17 protein-coding genes and 1 pseudogene are annotated in these 19614 nt (G+C 36.4%); 3 read left to right on the top strand and 15 right to left on the bottom strand.

The annotated features are described in order from the left end of the window. Positions 1-5: 5 nt before the first annotated feature. The 11 genes and pseudogenes from F777_RS15880 to metK form a co-directional block, all read right to left on the bottom strand. Positions 6-443 (bottom strand): GNAT family N-acetyltransferase, encoded by a 438-nt coding sequence (locus F777_RS15880; protein WP_051408458.1) that lies wholly within the window; start codon positions 441-443, stop codon positions 6-8. Then, the gene (locus F777_RS0105800; RefSeq protein ID WP_026751213.1) at positions 440-997 is read right to left on the bottom strand and encodes a GNAT family N-acetyltransferase; all 558 of its coding nucleotides are present in this window, start codon (positions 995-997) and stop codon (positions 440-442) included. The genes F777_RS15880 and F777_RS0105800 overlap by 4 nt, the downstream gene beginning before the upstream one ends. Before the next feature lie 3 nt (positions 998-1000). Next, positions 1001-2311 (bottom strand): aminotransferase class III-fold pyridoxal phosphate-dependent enzyme, encoded by a 1311-nt coding sequence (locus F777_RS18160; protein ID WP_201767577.1) that lies wholly within the window; start codon positions 2309-2311, stop codon positions 1001-1003. Next, complete coding sequence (locus tag F777_RS18155; RefSeq protein WP_201767576.1) at positions 2308-3069, bottom strand: cytidylyltransferase domain-containing protein; 762 nt, start codon at positions 3067-3069, stop codon at positions 2308-2310. Before F777_RS18155 ends, F777_RS18160 begins: the two co-directional genes overlap by 4 nt. Beyond that, positions 3060-3923, bottom strand: a complete 864-nt coding sequence (locus F777_RS0105790) for an aldo/keto reductase (protein WP_026751212.1) — start codon at positions 3921-3923, stop codon at positions 3060-3062. Before F777_RS0105790 ends, F777_RS18155 begins: the two co-directional genes overlap by 10 nt. Continuing rightward, entirely contained in the window at positions 3924-4595 is a 672-nt protein-coding gene (locus F777_RS0105785; RefSeq protein ID WP_026751211.1) for a class I SAM-dependent methyltransferase, read from the bottom strand. It lies immediately after the preceding gene. Beyond that, complete coding sequence (gene pseC / locus F777_RS0105780; protein WP_037369161.1) at positions 4585-5772, bottom strand: UDP-4-amino-4,6-dideoxy-N-acetyl-beta-L-altrosamine transaminase; 1188 nt, start codon at positions 5770-5772, stop codon at positions 4585-4587. Before pseC ends, F777_RS0105785 begins: the two co-directional genes overlap by 11 nt. A 9-nt stretch (positions 5773-5781) precedes the next feature. Beyond that, positions 5782-6791, bottom strand: a pseudogene (pseB, locus tag F777_RS15870) (UDP-N-acetylglucosamine 4,6-dehydratase (inverting)). Between the two features lie 247 nt (positions 6792-7038). Beyond that, the gene (locus F777_RS15865; protein WP_051408457.1) at positions 7039-7650 is read right to left on the bottom strand and encodes a P-loop NTPase family protein; all 612 of its coding nucleotides are present in this window, start codon (positions 7648-7650) and stop codon (positions 7039-7041) included. Positions 7651-7743: 93 nt separating this feature from the next. Next, positions 7744-8829, bottom strand: a complete 1086-nt coding sequence (locus tag F777_RS0105765) for a hypothetical protein (protein WP_026751209.1) — start codon at positions 8827-8829, stop codon at positions 7744-7746. Between the two features lie 132 nt (positions 8830-8961). Further along, positions 8962-10209: a methionine adenosyltransferase gene (gene metK / locus F777_RS0105760; protein ID WP_026751208.1), complete on the bottom strand. Its 1248-nt coding sequence runs from the start codon at positions 10207-10209 to the stop codon at positions 8962-8964. A gap of 56 nt (positions 10210-10265) precedes the next feature. Between metK and F777_RS0105755 the strand changes: the two genes are divergently transcribed. Further along, positions 10266-11219, top strand: a complete 954-nt coding sequence (locus tag F777_RS0105755; RefSeq protein ID WP_026751207.1) for a methylenetetrahydrofolate reductase — start codon at positions 10266-10268, stop codon at positions 11217-11219. On the opposite strand, the gene F777_RS15860 is transcribed toward F777_RS0105755, so the two are convergent. The 4 genes from F777_RS15860 to F777_RS0105735 are packed head-to-tail and all read right to left on the bottom strand — an operon-like array spanning position 11220 to position 15194. Beyond that, positions 11220-12395 carry a nucleotide sugar dehydrogenase gene (locus tag F777_RS15860; RefSeq protein ID WP_037369912.1) on the bottom strand — a complete coding sequence of 392 codons (1176 nt, stop codon included), beginning with the start codon at positions 12393-12395 and terminating at the stop codon, positions 11220-11222. Between the two features lie 7 nt (positions 12396-12402). Further along, positions 12403-13140 (bottom strand): YdcF family protein, encoded by a 738-nt coding sequence (locus F777_RS0105745; RefSeq protein ID WP_026751206.1) that lies wholly within the window; start codon positions 13138-13140, stop codon positions 12403-12405. Further along, entirely contained in the window at positions 13137-13610 is a 474-nt protein-coding gene (ispF, locus tag F777_RS0105740; RefSeq protein ID WP_173399627.1) for a 2-C-methyl-D-erythritol 2,4-cyclodiphosphate synthase, read from the bottom strand. Before ispF ends, F777_RS0105745 begins: the two co-directional genes overlap by 4 nt. An 18-nt stretch (positions 13611-13628) precedes the next feature. After that, positions 13629-15194 carry an SUMF1/EgtB/PvdO family nonheme iron enzyme gene (locus F777_RS0105735; RefSeq protein ID WP_026751204.1) on the bottom strand — a complete coding sequence of 522 codons (1566 nt, stop codon included), beginning with the start codon at positions 15192-15194 and terminating at the stop codon, positions 13629-13631. 258 nt (positions 15195-15452) lie between these two features. Here F777_RS0105735 and F777_RS0105730 point away from each other — a divergent pair, with 258 nt between their 5' ends. Together F777_RS0105730 and porU are read left to right on the top strand one after the other, a co-directional pair. Next, positions 15453-15683, top strand: a complete 231-nt coding sequence (locus F777_RS0105730) for a type II toxin-antitoxin system HicB family antitoxin (protein ID WP_026751203.1) — start codon at positions 15453-15455, stop codon at positions 15681-15683. A 291-nt stretch (positions 15684-15974) separates the two neighbouring features. Next, positions 15975-19568: a type IX secretion system sortase PorU gene (gene porU / locus F777_RS0105720; RefSeq protein WP_026751201.1), complete on the top strand. Its 3594-nt coding sequence runs from the start codon at positions 15975-15977 to the stop codon at positions 19566-19568. The last annotated feature ends 46 nt before the right edge of the window (positions 19569-19614 follow it).

Here is a 19614-nt window from a genome sequence, read left to right as displayed (position 1 = left end):
TATTGTTATTTTTCAAAATATATTATGTCGTCTAATGGACCTACAATTTTTTTAAATCCTAACTTTAAAAATATACGAATTGATGACAAATTTTCTTTCCTCACAAAAGCTTTGAAATTAAAATTTTTATGCTTATCTATCAACAATTCTAAAATTAAAAAGCCGTAACCCTTACCTCTATTTTTACTCTCTATTGAATAATCAATGACCCAAAAATTCAACTCTCTATCTATTCGTATTTGACCAAAATTATTATCGCCATCGGTTAATATATATATTTTAGAGCTTATGTTGTTTATCTTTGATTCAAACCATTTTTTATGATTTTCCCAGGTAATAATTGCTTGATTTAATGAATTATACCTAACATCATCGTCATTAACCCATTTATATAATAATTTTAAATCATTAAAATCCGCATCTCTCAAATAAAGATTATTCATCTTTTATTTATTTTGGAATGAATAACTACATCAATAAATTTTTCACTATATAAACAATGTTCAATTAGAACAGCCTCCTTTTTAAAATTCAAAAATTCTAATGCTTTATATAATAATGGTCTAATATCAAATGCATAAGTGTATATCTTATGTAGACTTAATTCCGCAAAAGCAACTTGTTCCAATAAGCCCAGGAATTTTATCCAGTTATATTCAAATTTTTCACTCTCAAGTTCTGTCTTCATTACGAAAGACACTTCTGCGTTTTTGTCAATCCAATTAATATGAACTAACCCACCATAACCAATACATTTTTCATTTTCTAAAAATGAAAATAAAATCTGATTGGGTTTTTCTTGTGCAAAAAGACTTTTTATTACATTCGAAAAATAATATTCTTGATCATCTACTGTAAGTGGTACACTCTGACGCAAATGATAAATTTGTTCATTTCGCCATTTCATAATATCAAACCTATCCTCATTGCGAATAGGTACTATACTATGAATCCCATCTATAAAAATTTGTTTATTTAAAGCAGAATATGAATTCATATTTTAATTTAACCGCTTGAATCCCGCATGACACACAGGCCCTTTCAACAAATTTTCTATCCTTGCATTTCCTTTTTCACAGTCTGAAATTACTTTATATACATCATTTAATGCTTCAAAATATAATTTCAAATTATCGTCATTATGTGCTGTTGACGCATAAAAACTAGTACTAGCCAAAAATCCTTTAGTCAACATTTCTTGAGATATAAATGTTTTGTATTCTAATGCCTTGCTACTATTAAAACTATAAGTACTTAATGACGGAATCCCTGAAATAGTAATCTTTAAATCGTGTTCATCCGCTAATTGTTGCCAACCTTTTCTCATTCGATTCCCAATGGCAGTAATTATTTCCCATGATTTAATTTCTTCCATAATTCTTAACGTTGCTAAAGCAGCTGAGGGACCTATTCTTTCGGTCCAAAAAGTACTACTAATAAAGGTATTTTGAGCAGCCTCCATAATCGATTTTTTACCCACAACAGCTGTTAAAGCATACCCATTACCAATGGTTTTTCCAAACATAGCCATGTCTGGTTCTACACCATATTTTTTGTAAATACCCCCAAATGTTTCTCGAAAACCAGAAGTACATTCATCAAAAACAAGTACAATATTTCGCTCTGTTGCTAATTGCCTTACTTTATGCAAAAAATTGTTCTCTGGACCAAAATTTCTTACCACTTCCATTTTTATAACCCCAATATCATTACTATCAACTATAGATAGTAACTCTTCAAAATTATTATAATTGAATGGATAAACTGTATCCTTTAAATTTTTAGGAACTCCTTTAGGACTTAAACCTACTAATAAATGACCTGACAACTCATCTCCTCCATTGTGGTTTGCCGATAAATACCAATCATGCCACCCATGATAACCACAAATTGCTACTTTATCTCTACCAGAAGCTGCCCTTGCTATTCTTATCGCAATTGAATTTGCTTCCCCTCCGCTTCTAGCAAATCGAACCATGTCAGCCCACGGATTAATTTCAATTAATTTTTCAGCTAGATAAACCTCCTCTGGACAATTTAATGTGCTCATGTTGCCTTTCCTTATAGTTTCCAAAACAGCTGCATCTACCTCTTCATTTCCATAACCCAGGGTATTAGTTCCAATACCCATAATTGACATATCTATAAGCTCGTTACCATCTAGGTCCCATACCGAGCAGCCCTTTGCTCTGGAGAAGTATGACGGCCATTGGTCCGGCAAGAACATTTCCGGTCTTTTTGACAAAAGCATTGTTCCACCTGGAATTAGCGTTTTTGCTTTCATATATAATTCTTGTCCTTTGCCCATCATTTATCGTTTTTTATAGATTTTAAAAGACCCTCATTTCTAATAATGAAAGAGTTTATTAGATTTAAATTATTTTCCAAAATATAATTTGTATACTCTAACCAAGTTTTCTCAACACCTAAGTCATTAATAAGTCTTTCTATTAATAAAAAATCACTTTCCTCATCTACAGTCATTCTTATTTTTGAATAATCTACATCGCATGGGTAATTAATGGCTTTAAACAGATTTCCACCAGTAAAATTCGAGTTATTCCTGATGTATGGAGTAACATGTTCGCGTTCTGATAATAATTTGGCATTTAACCAAGCTGCTTCTAAGGCTGAAAATCTAAAAACTTCAACATCCTGTCCGTCTGGGAAGTTTTCAATTAAAACATTTGAACCATAATCATTATTACTTTTTTGAACAAATTCAATTACCTGATCAACCAAAATTGAATCTATTAGTGGACAGTCCGCAGTTACTCTAACTATCCAATCAGCATTTTTTTCTTTGACAGAATGATAAAACCTATCCAAGACATCAGCTTCTGACCCTCTGAATGCGATAAAACCCCATTCAATGGCTTTATTATATATGATATCATCTTCCTCATTCATCGTAGTTGCGACTACAATTTCAGAAACATTTTTACATTTTCGCAATCGGTCCAAATGTATTTGCAGTAGTTCCTTATCACCAATTTTTTTGAGCACTTTACAAGGTAACCGAGTACTGCCTATTCTAGCCTGTGTAACTAAAACCGTTTTTAATACCATAATGATGGATTAAGTAAATTTCGATCTTGAACTTTAATATTATCAATTATTTGCTTTATGTCTTGCTTCAAGATATAAGTAGATGCCTTGAAATTTGCTTCCAATTGATTAACTGAATCGACCCCAATAATGACATGATCTATACTCGGTTGTTGTATACAATAACTTAATGCCAACTCCTCAATCGAACAACTTAACTGATTAGATATTTGTAACAAATAATCCAAATGCTTATGAAGCTTGTAAACTATTTTGTTTTCCTCTATAGTATTTTTAAAAAATAAACCCTGCAAAAAAGCAGATCTTGAATGAATTGTTTTCCCTTTTGCTTTTAATTGCTCCATTAAGCTTCCCCTGATACTCAAATTATCAAGTAAATTAAATGGTAATTGAATTACAGATATTTCATCTTCATTCAATAAATATTCTAAATGATCATTTGTATATACAGAAACCCCTATGTTCTTAATATAGCCTTTTGATTTCATGTCAATTAACACTTCAAGCACTCTGGGATTATTAAGAAATGATTCGAACGAATGAAACATTAATACTTCTAGAGCATCCACTCCAATGCATGCTAAATAACTTTCAACTCTCGATTGAACCGAATTATATTCAATACTATGAGGCATCTTGGTAATTATTTTAAACCTGCAATTGGGATGTTTTCGATGAAATAATCCAATTACTTGATGGGCATCGCCATAAGCCTCAGCAGTATCGAGTATTGTAATACCAAGAGAATCTGCCTTGATTAAAATTTTACAACTTTCATCGTTTGAAATTTTACCAACTCGATTATTAACTCCGTAATTTAAACCCATTTGGGCTGTTCCTAAAATCAGCTTCATTTATTTATAACTTGCAGTAAGATCTTTTTTCAAAACAGAAATACTGTACTTGTTATGGTAATCACTACTTACATCTTTAATTTTATTATCATGACTAAAGGATGATTTGTCTAATAAATAATACAATTTCGATGATGTAAATATTTCATCGTAATTTTGTTTAAAAGAAAAGGCTTGTAAATCGTGTATATGCTCGTAACTATTTTTGACCGGTTTTTCAGAAAAAAAATCGACGAGAATAACAACACCTCCATCCTTCAATACTCTATCTATTTCAGAAATAACTTTTAACAAAAGATTTCGATCAATAACGTAAAGAATAAACCCAACAATAACTAAATCATATGAATTATCATTAAGGCAACTTAAATTATCTGCAGTTCCATGGACGAAATGAATACTTGGATAATTCTCTTGTCCATATTCGATTGCTAATTTTGATGGTTCAAGTCCTGTTAAATTTTTAGTTGGAAATAGGCTCTTGATTGCATTTAACCTATACCCAGCTGAAGATCCCAACTCCAATACCGAATTAACTTCAAGATTATATTCTTTAATGATATTAATTACTTCATCTTTTGATGAGTTATAATTTTTAATAGCTTGACTATTCCTCAAAAACCATTTGTCAGCTTCATATTTTAAAAAGGCATTTTTTTGCTCACTTTCCATAATATTTTTTTACACAGTTAATTATAAAAGTTTGCTCGTCATTTGTTAAGCTAGGGAAAATTGGTAAGCTAATACAATGTTTATAATAATTCTCGGATATTGGCATGTCACCCTCTTTCCAACCAAACTGTTTGTAATAAGGCATTAAATGACAAGGTATGTAGTGAATTTGAGCTAAAATTCCATTTTCTCTTAAATAATTATATAAGCCCAATCGATCCTCAACTTCAATAATGTATAGATGATACGCATGACCTTCTATTGTGCCAGATTGTCCTCTTATAAATGGTAAATCTTTGAAAGAATTAGAATAATAAAGGGCAATTTCCCTTCTTCTTTGAATCCATATGTTAGCTCTTTCCAATTGACTTAATCCTAAAGCAGCTTGAAAATCAGTTAATCTATAATTGAAACCCAAAGTTTGCATTTCCATATACCAAGCTGGATAATTATTACTAGTTGAAGTCTGACCACAAGCAAATTCAATGGAGTTTGAAAACTCATCCTCATTCTTTGTGATGCCATGTGAACGAAGTTTCAATAAATTTTGATATAAATCAAAATGATTTGTAGTTATCATTCCGCCTTCTCCACTAGTGAAATGCTTTACAGGATGAAAAGAAAATATGGCCAATTCTGAATATTTACAACTTCCACTTGCTATCTTATTATTACTTTCATCTACAGAATAACCTCCTGGGGCATGACACGCATCTTCAATAATCCACAAATTGAATTCATCAGCTAATTTTCTAAATGGTTGCAAGTCAACGACTCTACCTCCAAAGTCAACTGGAATTATCCCCTTATAGGACCCTTTGGGTGAGTTCTCTAATAATATTCTAACTTTTTCGATATCTAAGAGAAGAGTAGAGGGATTAATATCTGAAAAAACAACTTCTCCACCACAATAGCGAATACAATTTGCCGATGCCGCAAATGTTATTGGTGTTGTAATTACTTTATCACCTTCTTTTACTCCTAAAGCTAAAGTACATAGATGTAAGGCAGCTGTACCATTAGATACTGCAACAGCATACTTACTACCGACATACTCAGCGAATTTTTCTTCAAACTCCTTTATTTTCGGACCTTGAGTAAGATAGTCAGATTGTAATGCCGAAATTACTGTATCAACATCAATTTGTTCTATAGTCTGTTTACCGTATGGAATCATAGTGATTAGTTATTCAAAATTAGAATCGACATGTTTTTTAATAAGTACTCTCAATGACTCAATTGTTTCCCATTCAGTATTCGTTCCAGAATTATAATTGAAGCCCTCTGGAACCTTCTTTGCTCCAAATGACTTAACGTAGTCATTTATATTGAAATTCGGAATAGATGGCAAAATAGTGTAATATTTCCCTAAATCATAGGTGTGATAGGAATCCGAAGAGGTTATCATTTCTTCGTGAATTTTCTCACCAGGTCGAATACCAATGACAACTTGTTCACAATCTGGTGCTACCGCAGTAGCTACATCCGTAATTCTATAAGATGGGATTTTAGGGATAAATATTTCACCCCCCCATGCATTTTCAATAGCATGCATTACCATATCAACTCCTCCTTGCAGGGAAATATTAAAACGAGTCATAAGAGGATCTGTTATTGGTAATTTCCCTTCCATCTTTTTCTTAATAAAAAAGGAATAACAGACCCATTGGAACCCATTACATTACCATAACGAACAACGGAAAACTTAATGAGTTTATTTCCCTTAATGTTATTAGCCGCTACAAATAGTTTATCTGAAGTTAATTTGGTAGCTCCATACAAATTTATAGGTGCACAAGCCTTATCAGTTGATAAAGCAACCACATTTGACACACTGGTTTGCAACGCCGCATGAATTACATTTTGTGCTCCACCAATATTTGTTTTAATACATTCATCTGGATTATACTCAGATAAATGAACGTGCTTCATAGCAGCAGCATGAATTACAATATCGACTCCTTGGAAGGCCCTTATTAATCTTTTCTCATCTCTAACATCCCCTAAGAAAAACCGAATTTGAGGAAATTGATTCTCAGGAAATTCCTGAGCCATTTGAAATTGTTTTTGTTCATCTCTAGATAAGATGATTAACTTTTTAATATTCGAATGGCGGTGAAGAATATGAGTAGTCAAGGCTTTTCCTAAAGACCCTGTACCCCCAGTTATTAATACCGTTTTATTTTCTATGTTCATTTAAGCAATTTATTTACAGAGTTAAAATATAATATGTATCCTCTTTGGGTTGAGACAACCAATTATTATGGATGTTTTTGATTTCTTAAACTTATGAATTTATACGCACCAAAGTGCGCACGAATAACCTAACTTTTGATTAATTTTTGAAGATTTAATTTAAATATACAATACAAAATAGAAACCATTTTCAATTATTTACGTATTTATCATTATTATCATACAACTATTGCTGGTCTGGACCAAACTAATCATCAATTAAATTATTTAGACTATTATTATCGGACGTAAAAATACAAACACATGTTACTTCTCTTAAAATCTGGGTTGAAAACGTTGATGGCAAATAGAATCCGGTTCGTATTTTCTTATTTAAAATTAATTCTGCTTTTTCAACCAATCGGTTGTAATACAATTTATCTATCTCACCTACTACAATTAAATCAATGAATAAAGAATTTTTCCCTTCTGCAATATCCCCTGTTATATAAACTTCCTGTAAACTCCCAAGTTTATTGAAAATGTCTTCAATGAGGTGGTCAATACCCAAATATTGATATATAATATTTCGTAAGCTGTGATACAAGGGATGTAATAAATTAGCCTTGTATTTCTTAACTTTAATTTTCTCACCAAATACCTCCTCAATAAGTTTCATTTCTGTAAGCTTATTCAACTCAATTCGAACTGTATTACTGCTAACATTGAATTCTTTTTCTAATTGACGCAAATAAACTTGAGTTTCGGGATTTAAAAGAATGCGTGAAAGTAATTTCAATCGAATTTTTCCAGTGAAAAGTTGATTAATCAAAATAAGTGGGGAGGAGGGTTCTATAAATGCTAAAGCACAGTGAGTCACAAAATTTGACTACTGATACAAAATTGAGTACTAAAATTACTCAATTTTATTATATTTCAAAAAAAAACGCAAAAATAGTATGCCCTAAAATGATTAAGCCATCACTGAAGCATACAATCGGCGAATTACTAAACCAATAACAACTATAAACCCAAATATGAGAGCACCAATTAATGCAGATTTTAATCTAGAAAGCTTTTCTACCTTAAGAGGTAAAATTGGTGTATCCACAATTTGGATTACGGGCGTTTCTTGACTCAAAGTGAACTTTGCCATTTCTAAGTTTTGTGTTACGCTGGCAAAAATGGTAGACAATAGTGTTTTATCCCTTAGCGTAGTTTCAACGGCTACTGAAGTACCTGTGCGATATAATGGATTAATATCCATTGTACTAGAAGTATTTTGTAAAGAAGCACTTGAAACTGTTTTTTGTTTTAATAAACCAGCTATACTATCTACCCTAAATTGAAGTTTTTCTACAGTGGCATTTTGTCTTTGTGTTTTAATGGAAATATATCGTTCAACCACTCTTTGAACAATCCGCTCACAATATACCTTGGCGAGTGGCTCACTTTCCATAGAACAACTTACATCAATGAATCCAGCTTTTTTATCCACTCTCGAAACAGCAAATTGTTTTGCATTAATCGAACTGATAATTGATTGTAATAAACTATCTTGCTGTCGCGAGTATGGTTTATTTAATTCTGAAATAGGAAAATTAACTATTCCTATTTTTTTATTTTTCTTCCATTTTTCTGTAAGCCCATATACTAAAGCATATTGATCCGCTATGGATTCATTAGAATCATTTTTGTATCTAGACATCAGTACTTCTCTGGCTAAGGAAGGACTTTTGAAATATAACAAAATATTATCCCCAGATAGTAATCCTCCACCTGAAGTAGCTCCAATATCCACGCCAAATTGACCAGCCAACGAAGCAAGTCCACCTAAACTACCTGAAGTGTTTTTGTTTTCTTCTAATACAAAAGTGATTTTTGCATTATATTTGGGTTTTTGATAATGGGCATAAAAAAAACCAGCACCCCCTCCCAATAATCCTAAAAATCCAATAAGAGTCCATTTAGTCAATAAATATTTGAACCATTCTTGAATTTTTAAAACAAGATCTTTAAAAGAAATTTCATCGGATGCTTCGAGCATTAAATCAGTCATATTGTGGAAATAAAGTAAGTTCTAAGGGGATTACAAATATAGAATAGTTAATGGGCATAAAAAAACATTACTAAAAAGCCAACCATAAAAATGGTCGGCCGTTGTTTATTGTGTGAAATTAAAAAACTTATTTCACCCAAACGCCTTCTTCACTTTGGCTACATAATCCAGTTTTTCCCAGGTAAATAGCTCCACTTTTACTTTCTTTTCCTTTCCGTCAGGAGATACAAAAGTCTTGGTAACTACTTCCGGCTGGCGGCCCATATGACCATAAGCAGCGGTTTCGCTGTAAATAGGGCTTCTCAGCTTCAGGCGCTGCTCAATAAAGTAAGGACGCATATCGAATAAGCCCTCTACAATCTTCGCAATCTGGCCATCGGTCAGGTTTACTTTGGCCGTACCAAAAGTGTTTACGTTGATGGATGTAGGCTGTGCCACTCCAATCGCATAAGAAACCTGTACTAAGATCTCATCGGCTACACCCGCAGCAACCAGGTTCTTCGCAATATGACGGGTAGCATAGGCAGCAGAACGGTCCACCTTACTGGGGTCTTTACCGCTGAAAGCTCCACCACCGTGTGCTCCTTTACCACCATAAGTATCAACGATGATCTTACGGCCGGTTAACCCTGTGTCTCCGTGTGGACCACCAATTACAAACTTACCGGTTGGGTTAATATGGTACTTGATGTCTTTGTTAAATAATTTCGCGTACTTCTTGTACTTCGCTTTTACTCTTGGAATCAAAATCTCGATGATGTCCTTCTTGATCTTGGCCAACATCTTCGCTTCCGTATCAAATTCATCGTGCTGGGTAGATACCACAATCGCATCGATTCTTACGGGTTGATTGTTGTCGTTGTATTCCAAAGTCACCTGGCTCTTCGCATCAGGTCTCAGGTATTTGATGGCTTTGTTCTCTCTTCTTAATGCAGCCAGTTCAATCAGGATCTTATGGGCTAAATCCAAGGCCAAAGGCATATAATTCTCAGTCTCGTTACTTGCATAACCGAACATCATACCCTGGTCACCTGCTCCCTGCTCTTCTTTCTTCTTCTTATCTACCCCCTGGTTGATGTCTGCACTCTGCTCGTGAATCGCTGATAAAATACCACAACTGTTCGCTTCGAACATATACTCGCTCTTGGTATAGCCAATCTTGCGAATCACACCACGCGCAATCTCCTGTACATCCAAATAAGCTTTAGACTTCACTTCACCAGCCAATACAACCTGACCAGTCGTAACCAAAGTCTCACAAGCCACTTTACTCTGCGGATCAAACGCTAAAAAATTATCAATCAACGCATCGGATATCTGGTCCGCTACCTTGTCCGGATGTCCTTCAGATACACTCTCAGAGGTAAATAAATAAGGCATAACTAAATTTTGAACTTTTACTTTAAGTTTGCAAGATTACGAAATATTTGAATAGGATGAAAGTAATTGACCATATAAAAAAAGCGGAAAAGACACTCATATCATTTGAAATACTTCCCCCTTTGAAAGGTAAAAGTATAAATCACGTTTTTGACCATCTCGACCCCTTAATGGAATTTAAACCGAGCTGGATCAATGTTACCTACCACAGAAGTGAAACGGCTTTCAAAAAAAAAGCAGACGGAACTTTCGAAAAAGTAGAAGTGCGCAAAAGACCCGGTACAGTAGGTATCTGTGCCGCCATTATGAACCACTATTCAATAGATACTGTACCCCATTTTATTTGTGGAGGTTTTAACAAAAGAGAAAGTGAAGATGCGCTGATTGATCTGAATTTTCTTGGTATTGACAACGTACTCGTATTAAGAGGGGATGCCGCTAAAAATGAAGCCAGCTTTGAACCAGAACCCGATGGTCACAAATATGCCATCGACTTACAAAAGCAGGTTGTAAACCTGAACAGTGGAATTTATCTGGATGATGATATCCAGAATGGAGGAAAAACCAATTTCTGTATTGGTACAGCTGGCTATCCTGAAAAACATTTTGAAGCACCTAATTTGGAAATTGATTTACAAAGACTGAAAGAAAAAGTAGATGCTGGTGCAGATTATATCATGACACAAATGTTTTTCGACAACCAGAAATATTTTGATTATGTAAAAGCCTGCAGAGAAATGGGCATAAATGTTCCCATCATTCCTGGTTTAAAACCAATCACCAATAAAAAACAGCTCTCTGTTCTTCCCAGAATATTCCATGTAGACATTCCAACCGATTTATCCAATGCCATTTCCAAATGTAAAACGGATGCGGAATGTGAACAGGTTGGAACAGAGTGGCTGATTCAACAAAGCAAGGAGTTGAAAGCTTTCGGGGTACCTGTTTTACACTACTATACATTGGGAAAACCTAAAGTAATCTGGAATGTGGTGAAAGAAATTGTTTAATTAATCATTGAAAATAGAGTGGCTAACCGCTTTGAAAATATAGTCGAATTGCCCTTCTTTTGATTGTGCCAATTCAATGCCGAATTCCTTTTCTACATTAATTGCATCAACTAAGGGGTCATAAATGGAAACTTCTATCCCAGCTTTTTTCAAGGTATTGTAGACATCAACAACTTTAGTATTACGTGTATCAGTGCAATTTTCTTTGAACGCGAAACCTAAAATCAATACTTTTTTGCCACATATATTACCATTAAACTTTTTAGCCAATTCAGCAATAATTTTCTCAGCTCTCCATACACCCATCTGTTCATTAACTTCCCGCCCTGATAAGATAACCTTTGGCGTATAACCTACCTGCATAGCTCTATAAGCCAAATAATGCGGATCTACTCCAATGCAGTGGCCACCAACCAATCCAGGTTTGAAAGGTAGAAAATTCCACTTAGTTTTTGCAGCTTCCAACACTTCATCAATGTCTATATTAAGTTTATCAAAGATTAACGCCAATTCATTCATGAATGAGATATTTACATCTCTTTGTGCATTCTCTATGGCTTTGGCGGCTTCTGCAACTTTAATACTTGGGGCTTTATATGTGCCTGCTATAATAACGGTTTTATATAATTTGTCAACAACTTCAGCAATTTCTGGTGTAGAGCCAGAAGTAACTTTTACAATGGACTGAATGGGTCTGGTTTTATCTCCAGGATTAATCCGTTCAGGAGAATAACCAACAAAAAAATCATTATTATAAAATAGGCCACTTTTTTGCTCTAAAACAGGTACACACTCCTCTTCTGTACATCCAGGATAGACTGTAGATTCATAAATGACAATATCTCCTTTTTTGAGGATTGAACCAATCTTGGATGATGCGGAAAGAAGAAAACTTAAATCAGGCTGCTTATTATTATCAATTGGAGTAGGCACTGTAATAATAAAAATATTTGAGCTCTGGAGATCATCGAGAGAATCAGTAAATTTTAATGGATACGCTGTATTAAACTTTGAAGGTTCTACTTCCTTCGTTTTATCAAAACACTTTTTTAATTCATCAATGCGCTGTGTATTGATATCAAAGCCTAAAACCTTGTATTTATCCGCAAAAGCTATAGCAAGTGGTAGTCCTACATACCCTAATCCTACAATGGCAATCTTTTTTTCCTTCTCCATTAGATTGCTAAACTAATAAATAAATGAACCTGCCAATCAACTCTCTGTATGCTGAATTCAGTAATCGGAAACTGTCTGCATCAGGCAAGTAATCTATAAATGTCCGTTTACTTACTCTATCTACTTTAAAATCAACCGAATAATCAACTACCCAAAAGCCTTGCTTTGCAAAAAGCATTTTTGAGCGAGGCATATGATAGGCGGATGTAACCAATATGATTTTTTTATTTCTCCCAATTAAAGTTCTTACAGCTTTAGCCTCATCTGCCGTATTCTCAACATTTCCAGTCAATAATATAGCAGAATCAGATATCCCTTGCTGTTTTGCGAATAGTTTTAAAATTTCACCTTCGGTCAGCTTAGTGGTATCCCAAGGCATTTTGCCCCCAGTAAAAATAAGCTTAGGGGCTTTGCCAGCTTTAAACAATTCAATAGCCCCAAAAAATCGGTCAGGATCCCCCCATTCAGGATAAACCCCTTCAGTAGATTTTACTTGATTGATCATCCCGCTCAAAACCACAATGGCATCTGCATTCGGCATATCCTTGGGTGTTTTCCTCACTTCGGAACCTTCAACCAACTTGAAGAAATTACTAGCAAAAATTGGTGTAGAAAAAATATACAGACAAATAATGGCAGTATAAATCGGCCATCTTTTTTTGTTCCACAAAGCAAAAATCAAAAGGTAAATGATCAGCATGATGGGCATCACAAATACCGGCAATATTTTATGTAGATAAATCATTTAGCTTGAAGCAGACAAACCGCATGCGCCACCAAACCTTCTTCCCTGCCCACGAAACCCATTTTCTCATTGGTGGTTGCTTTGATAGAAATATCTCTGAGTCCAATGCCCAGAATATTGGCAATGGTTTCCTGCATAGCAGGTATATGGGGTTTAATCTTGGGTTTTTCTAAACAAAGAGAGGCGTCTATATTCACAATTGAATATCCTTCGGCTGCTATTAAATCCCTGGTCTTGGCTAATAAAATCTTGCTATCAATATTCTTGAATTCAACGGATGTATCAGGAAAATGTACCCCAATATCACCTAAGCAAGCTGCGCCGAGTAATGCATCACAAATAGCGTGTAACAATACATCTGCATCACTATGTCCTAAAGCACCCTTGGTATGCGGAATTTTAACTCCACCAATCATAAGGTCCCTACCTTCCACCAATTGGTGAAAATCAATCCCATAGCCTATGCGCATAGCAATAATCTTTAGCGTCTATCTTTTATTTCTTCTTGGAGGGAAATTATTTCCGGTTTTGGCTTTACTGCCAATTCCTTCAGGCGCACCATAATGGCTCATAGCACAACGGAAACCAATGGTATTGGTGCTTTCGTCTTCCTGTAAGAAACGGCGGGTACCAGGACTTAACCAATACGCACGGTCATTCCAGCTACCACCCTTGTATACCCTGGATTTATCAGAAATTAAGGTTGTGATTCCATAGCCATAAGTAACTGAGCTTAATGAATCACCGTCTAAATAGTTTAGTGCATTGGCTTTCTGGTAATTTCTTCTATTACGGGTTAAAGAATCTGGTTCAGGTTTCATTTTGATTCTACCCTTATCATCTCTTAAATTCCCTTGTCCACCACTCATATCAATTTGTTGGAAAACGTTACCACGGAATGGATTAAAATCTTCGGCTTCAGAGTTGGTCAAAGGACGATAGATATCAGCCACCCACTCACTCACGTTGCCACTCATATTGTAAATGCCATATCCATTCGGTACAAACTGATCTACTTCTGCTGTTACTGCAGCATTATCGTTCAAACCACCTGCTACACCCATATTATCACCTGTACCTCTTTTAAAGTTAGCAAGGAAAGAGCCTTGAGCTGCGCCTTTTTTGGTAGCTCTCAGGTTATCATATCCATCGTTTCTCCAGGCATAAATGGATTTATTGGCAATCAATTCTTCTCCTTTGATCCCCTTGTTGCTCTTACGCTGTGGGTTCTCCATAATATAGCCGTATGCCGCGTATTCCCATTCTGCTTCTGTTGGCAAACGGTAGTCACCAAACATCAATCCGTCTTCAAACTTAGCAACGGTTCTGGGACGGCCTTGTGCATCTTTCAATGGGTTTTTCTTAGAAGTAACATCCTTACCAGGAACTGCTTGATATTCGCCCAATAAATAAGCTTTGGTATTAAAGTTATCCTGACCTGCACCATTCAAAGTTTTCTTCACCTGTGTTTTAGGATCCAGGAAACCTTTCTTCATCAAAGCCAATTCATTTACACGGTCGGTTCTCCACTTGCAGTATTCAGTAGCCTGTAACCAGGTTACACCCACCACAGGGTAGTTGTTATAAGAAGGGTGGCGGAAATAATATTCCACCATCGGTTCGTTATAAGCCAGCTCCTCTCTCCAAACCAGGGTATCCGGCAAAGCCTGGGTAACAATGGAATCCATACCCGCAGCACCAAACGTACCTTCTAACCAATATAGGTATTCGCGGTAGTTCAGGTTGCTTACTTCGTATTTGTCAATAAAGAAGGAATTAACTGTTACACGGTGCGGAATATTGTTCCAGTCAGCCATAATATCTTCCTGAGTAGCGCCCATGGTAAAAGTCCCCCCCTGAACAAAAACAAGTCCCGGAGCAGTTTGAATATCCTTGGGTTTAACCACATTGAAGTTGCCAAATTGCTGGTCGTTATAGTTCCATCCGGTCGCAGTAGACTTCTCCTTTTTGGCTTTAAAAGGATTACAAGCTGCCGCTACACTCATTAGGGATACCAATAAAACGGTGTTCCGCACAAATTTATTTACCTGCATTGTTTGATTTTGTTATACTGATTAGAGTGTATAATTGGCCTATAAAATTCGGTTTTTTATAACAACGAATGTATAGAAATATTAGTTAGCAAAATCCTAATTTTAGACCCAATAATTACCTAAAACGTTGTATTTGAATAAATATTTTACCAATCACCTTTGCGGCAAATACCTGAAACAGGCAGTTTTAACACGGTGAAGTGTCATTTTTTGGGATTTTTGTATAATTTGTGTCGTCAACCAGTAAACCTAAAAAACATGAAAGCACAAAATTTTCAGCTAACAGGGATATTTGTTCAGGACCCAATTGACAAAGGTTTCACTGCATTTTTTGCGCAATTACCCAATATCATTGCTGAGGGTGATACAGAAGAAGAAGCAACAAAAAATTTGATTCAAACTGTGCAAACCGTCTTTGAACACCAACAAAACAACGGTTTTCATCAACCAAATGTTAGAACAAAGCAGTTTAATTTATCTATTGCTTAATTATGACAAGAGCCGATTTTTACGATTGGTTAATTGCTCATAGGTGCACAATTGCACCCCTTGCAGAAGACACAAGAGGGAATATCATAAAAGTCAACAGTCCACATAGCAATGCTTATGTCTATTTGGATACCCCAATTAATGATAAACCAATGAAATGCTTTACTGTTTGCACAATGTGCAAACAATTATACATACCTATACCTGATCCATGCAAACCAGTTGAGCCCCTTGCTGATGAAATAAAAAACAAACATTATCCTGATAGATAAACGGAATTCGCATTATTGCATGAAAAAAGTAATTCTATTTTTAGGCTTTTCCTTTATTTGTCTTGAAATTAACTCTCAACAAAATTTTTTAAATACTTCTTTTTTATCTGCCGGTCAATGGATTAGGATAGGTCTAACCCAATCCGGCATTTATAAAATTGAAGCTTCGCAATTATCTGCTTTGGGTTTAAACGCCAACCCCTTCCCCACCAATAGCCTCCGGATTTTTGGAAAAAAGGGAGGAAACTTACCTGAGAAAATAGATTCAGCTTCACTTATAAGTTTAACAGAAATTCCCATTGAAACGGGTTCCAATTATGCTTTATTTTATGCTCCAGGCCCTCATGCATGGTATTATGATTCGGTAACACAAACTTTCCGTTTTGAGAAAAATTTGTATAGCGATACTGCCTGGTATTTTATAACCATCAACTCCAATCCTATTAATGGGAGTTTGCCTAAAAGAATACAAACTGACCCCGCCTCTCCGCTGCCAATTGGTAAAATTGTTAGAACCTACACCGATCGTTATGCCTACGAAAATCCAAAAAGTAATTTATTGGGCAGTGGCAAGGAATGGGTAGGAGAAAATTTTAATGCGAATCAGACCACCAGAACTTTTTCCATCCCTTGGACCAATGCAGTTTCAGCTGAACCATTAAAACTCTTCACCCATCTCACTTCCAGAAGTCTGGGGGCATCCGCTGAATTCGGAGTCTCACTAAATGGAATTCCGGCTCAAAACATTTCTTTATCAGGCGTTTCAGGTGGCTTATTGGATGACTACGCCCGAGAAGTTAAAACACAAACTTCCATTTTGCACTCCAACTTAGGAAGTGTTAGTAACCTTTCTGTTCAATTTCAATACAATGGCATTAGTGGCGCAGAAGGGTGGCTCAACCGTTTTAGCATTCAGGGTCAAAAACAGTTAATCCCCCCAAATAATACCCAGGGTTTTTACTTTACCATTACCCGCGAAAACACGGGTAATCTATCCCGTGATTCAGCAGCAGAATTGCGGATTTCTGCACCGCTAAACAACGGCAACCCAAGCGTATTTCCCACAGACACCCGTGTCTGGGATATCAGTGATCTGCTCAATCCTTCCATCGTAGTTTCCGCAAATTCCGGCAGTGAAATCACGGTAAAAACCATCGTAGAAATACGGAAAGAATTTGCGTGTTTTAACCCTGCGCAAGCTTTAACGCCGATTATTCCCAACAATCCCAATGTACCTAATCAAAACCTTCTTGATCTGGCAAAAGGAACAAACAATGACTACAAAGGCATCATCATTGTCCATCCCTCTTTACTTTTGGCCGCCAATCGCCTGGCCAATTTTCACCAAAGCCAATACGGATACAAGGATTTGGTTATTACCACTACGCAATGTTATAATGAATTTGCTGCTGGCATACCCGACCCTGCCGCCATCAGAAATACCCTGAAATTATTTTACGACAATTCAGTACCGTCATCAACAGCCAATGGGAAAACCTTACAATACGTTGTCTTATTCGGTGCGGGCACGTACGATCCAAAAAATATTTTACAGAATAGCCAATACAATGAGCGCAATCTGATTCCCACTTTTCAAAGCAGCAATAGCTTATCACCATTGCTTTCTTATACATCAGATGATTTTTATGCCATGCTCAACAACGGCGACGATGTGAATCAATTGAACGATGCTCCTTTGTCCATTGCAGTAGGTCGCATTCCTGTCAGTAATTTGACCGAAGCCAATCAATACATCAACAAACTGATTCGTTATCATCAACCCAATAGAAATAACAATTCTTCCACTAGTAATACAGATAATGCCTGGCGCAGTCAATTGGTTTTTATTGCAGATGACAAAGACCAGAACCTGCACCTTAATGATGCCGAAAGCATTGCTGCTACTGCACTTTCAGCTAATCCTGCATTAACCGCCAATAAAATTTATCTGGATGCTTATCCTTTGATAAGCGGTGCCGGTGGCGCCAGATATCCTGCAGTGAGTGATGCTATTGTAAACCAGGTGTTATCTGGGGCATTAATCGTAAACTACTCTGGGCATGGCAATCACCTGCGCTTATCCGAAGAAGCGGTGATTAGTGCCAATGAAATCAATCGTTTCAACAATCCTGATAAATTGCCGCTGTTCATTACCGCCAGTTGCGATTTTGATCCCTTTGATCAACCGGGTAAACCTTCTATTGCCAGACCATTATTGTATGGCAGCAACAATGGTGCGATTGCATTATTGACGACAACTCGATTGGTATTTGCTTACAGCAATCGCATCATGAACCAGAATTTTATCAAAGCGGCTTTAGAGCCCATGAATAATAGCGGTACAGGAAATAATCGATACTTGTATCGTTCATTAGGTGAGGCGGTAAGAGTTGCCAAGAATCTCAGTAACCAGAGCAATACACAAACCAGCGGTGACCCTTTGAACAGCAGAAAGTTTGCTCTATTGGGAGACCCTGCCCTGCAACTGGCTTTACCTGAACTACCCATTCAGGTTAACCAGATAAAAGAAAAAAATACGGGTAATATCATCCCGTTCTCAGATAGTTTAATTGCCTTGAAAACCTATGAAATCAGCGGACAAGTTAATCAGCCCAATGGCAGTATGGCAAATGATTATAACGGTATTGTGTCTGTGCAATTTTATGACCAACCTCAGCAAGTTTTTACCTTAGGCAACACTTCGGAAAGCCCTCGTACCAGTTATTCAACAGAGAAAACCATTTTATTTAACGGAAAAGCAAGTGTTCAAAATGGACAATTTAGGGTTGAATTAAAAATCCCAAGAGATATCAGCTTTGGCCCCAACAAAGCCAATATCAAGTTTTTTGCACAGCGTTCAGACAGTACCAATACGCAACCAGCTGCGGGTGCATTGCCCATGAGAATTGCGGGAAATACGGAGAATAATACCCGTGATACAACGGGACCTGAAATCAAATTATACCTAAACGATGAAGCGTTTAAAAACGGGGGCATCACCCATGAGAACCCTGTTTTAATAGCCAAACTTTTTGACACATCTGGCATCAATGCCACAGGAAATGGCATTGGGCATGATTTGGTTTTAGTACTCAATGGTGACCAGCGCAACAGTTTTTTACTGAATTCCTTTTTCAGCAACGAGCTGAACGAATACCAGCGCGGAACCCTGCGTTACCAGTTAGCCCAACTCCCCCCGGGTAAACACCAGCTGCAACTCAAAGCCTGGGACCTGGTCAACAATAGCAACATGGCAAGTTTAGAATTTACGGTGGTAAATAAAGAGCAATTGAAAATAGCGCAGGTCAGGAATTTTCCCAATCCTTTCAAAGCAATGGGCGGAAAAACGGTCTTTGCTTTTGAACACAACCAACCCAATACCGATTTACAAGTGCGGATAGACATAGTGGATGCGGCGGGTGCCTCCGTTACCCAAATTCGCAGGACGCTAAACACCCAAGGCACCCGCAATATCGAAATTGCCTGGGACGGCACCACCCAACAAGGGCGAAAATGCCTGCCAGGGATCTACTATTACAAACTTTCCGTTGCAGTTACTGGCAATCCAAGTATGAGCACCCAAAGTACTGCAGGACAAATCATGATTCTTTGAGTATTAGGGTTTTCGGGCTATCTTCGCCCCCAATCCCCCGCTATAA

This window comes from Sediminibacterium sp. C3 (assembly GCF_000508085.1).
Classification (GTDB): domain Bacteria; phylum Bacteroidota; class Bacteroidia; order Chitinophagales; family Chitinophagaceae; genus Sediminibacterium.
This window is presented reverse-complemented; position numbering and strand designations above follow the sequence as displayed.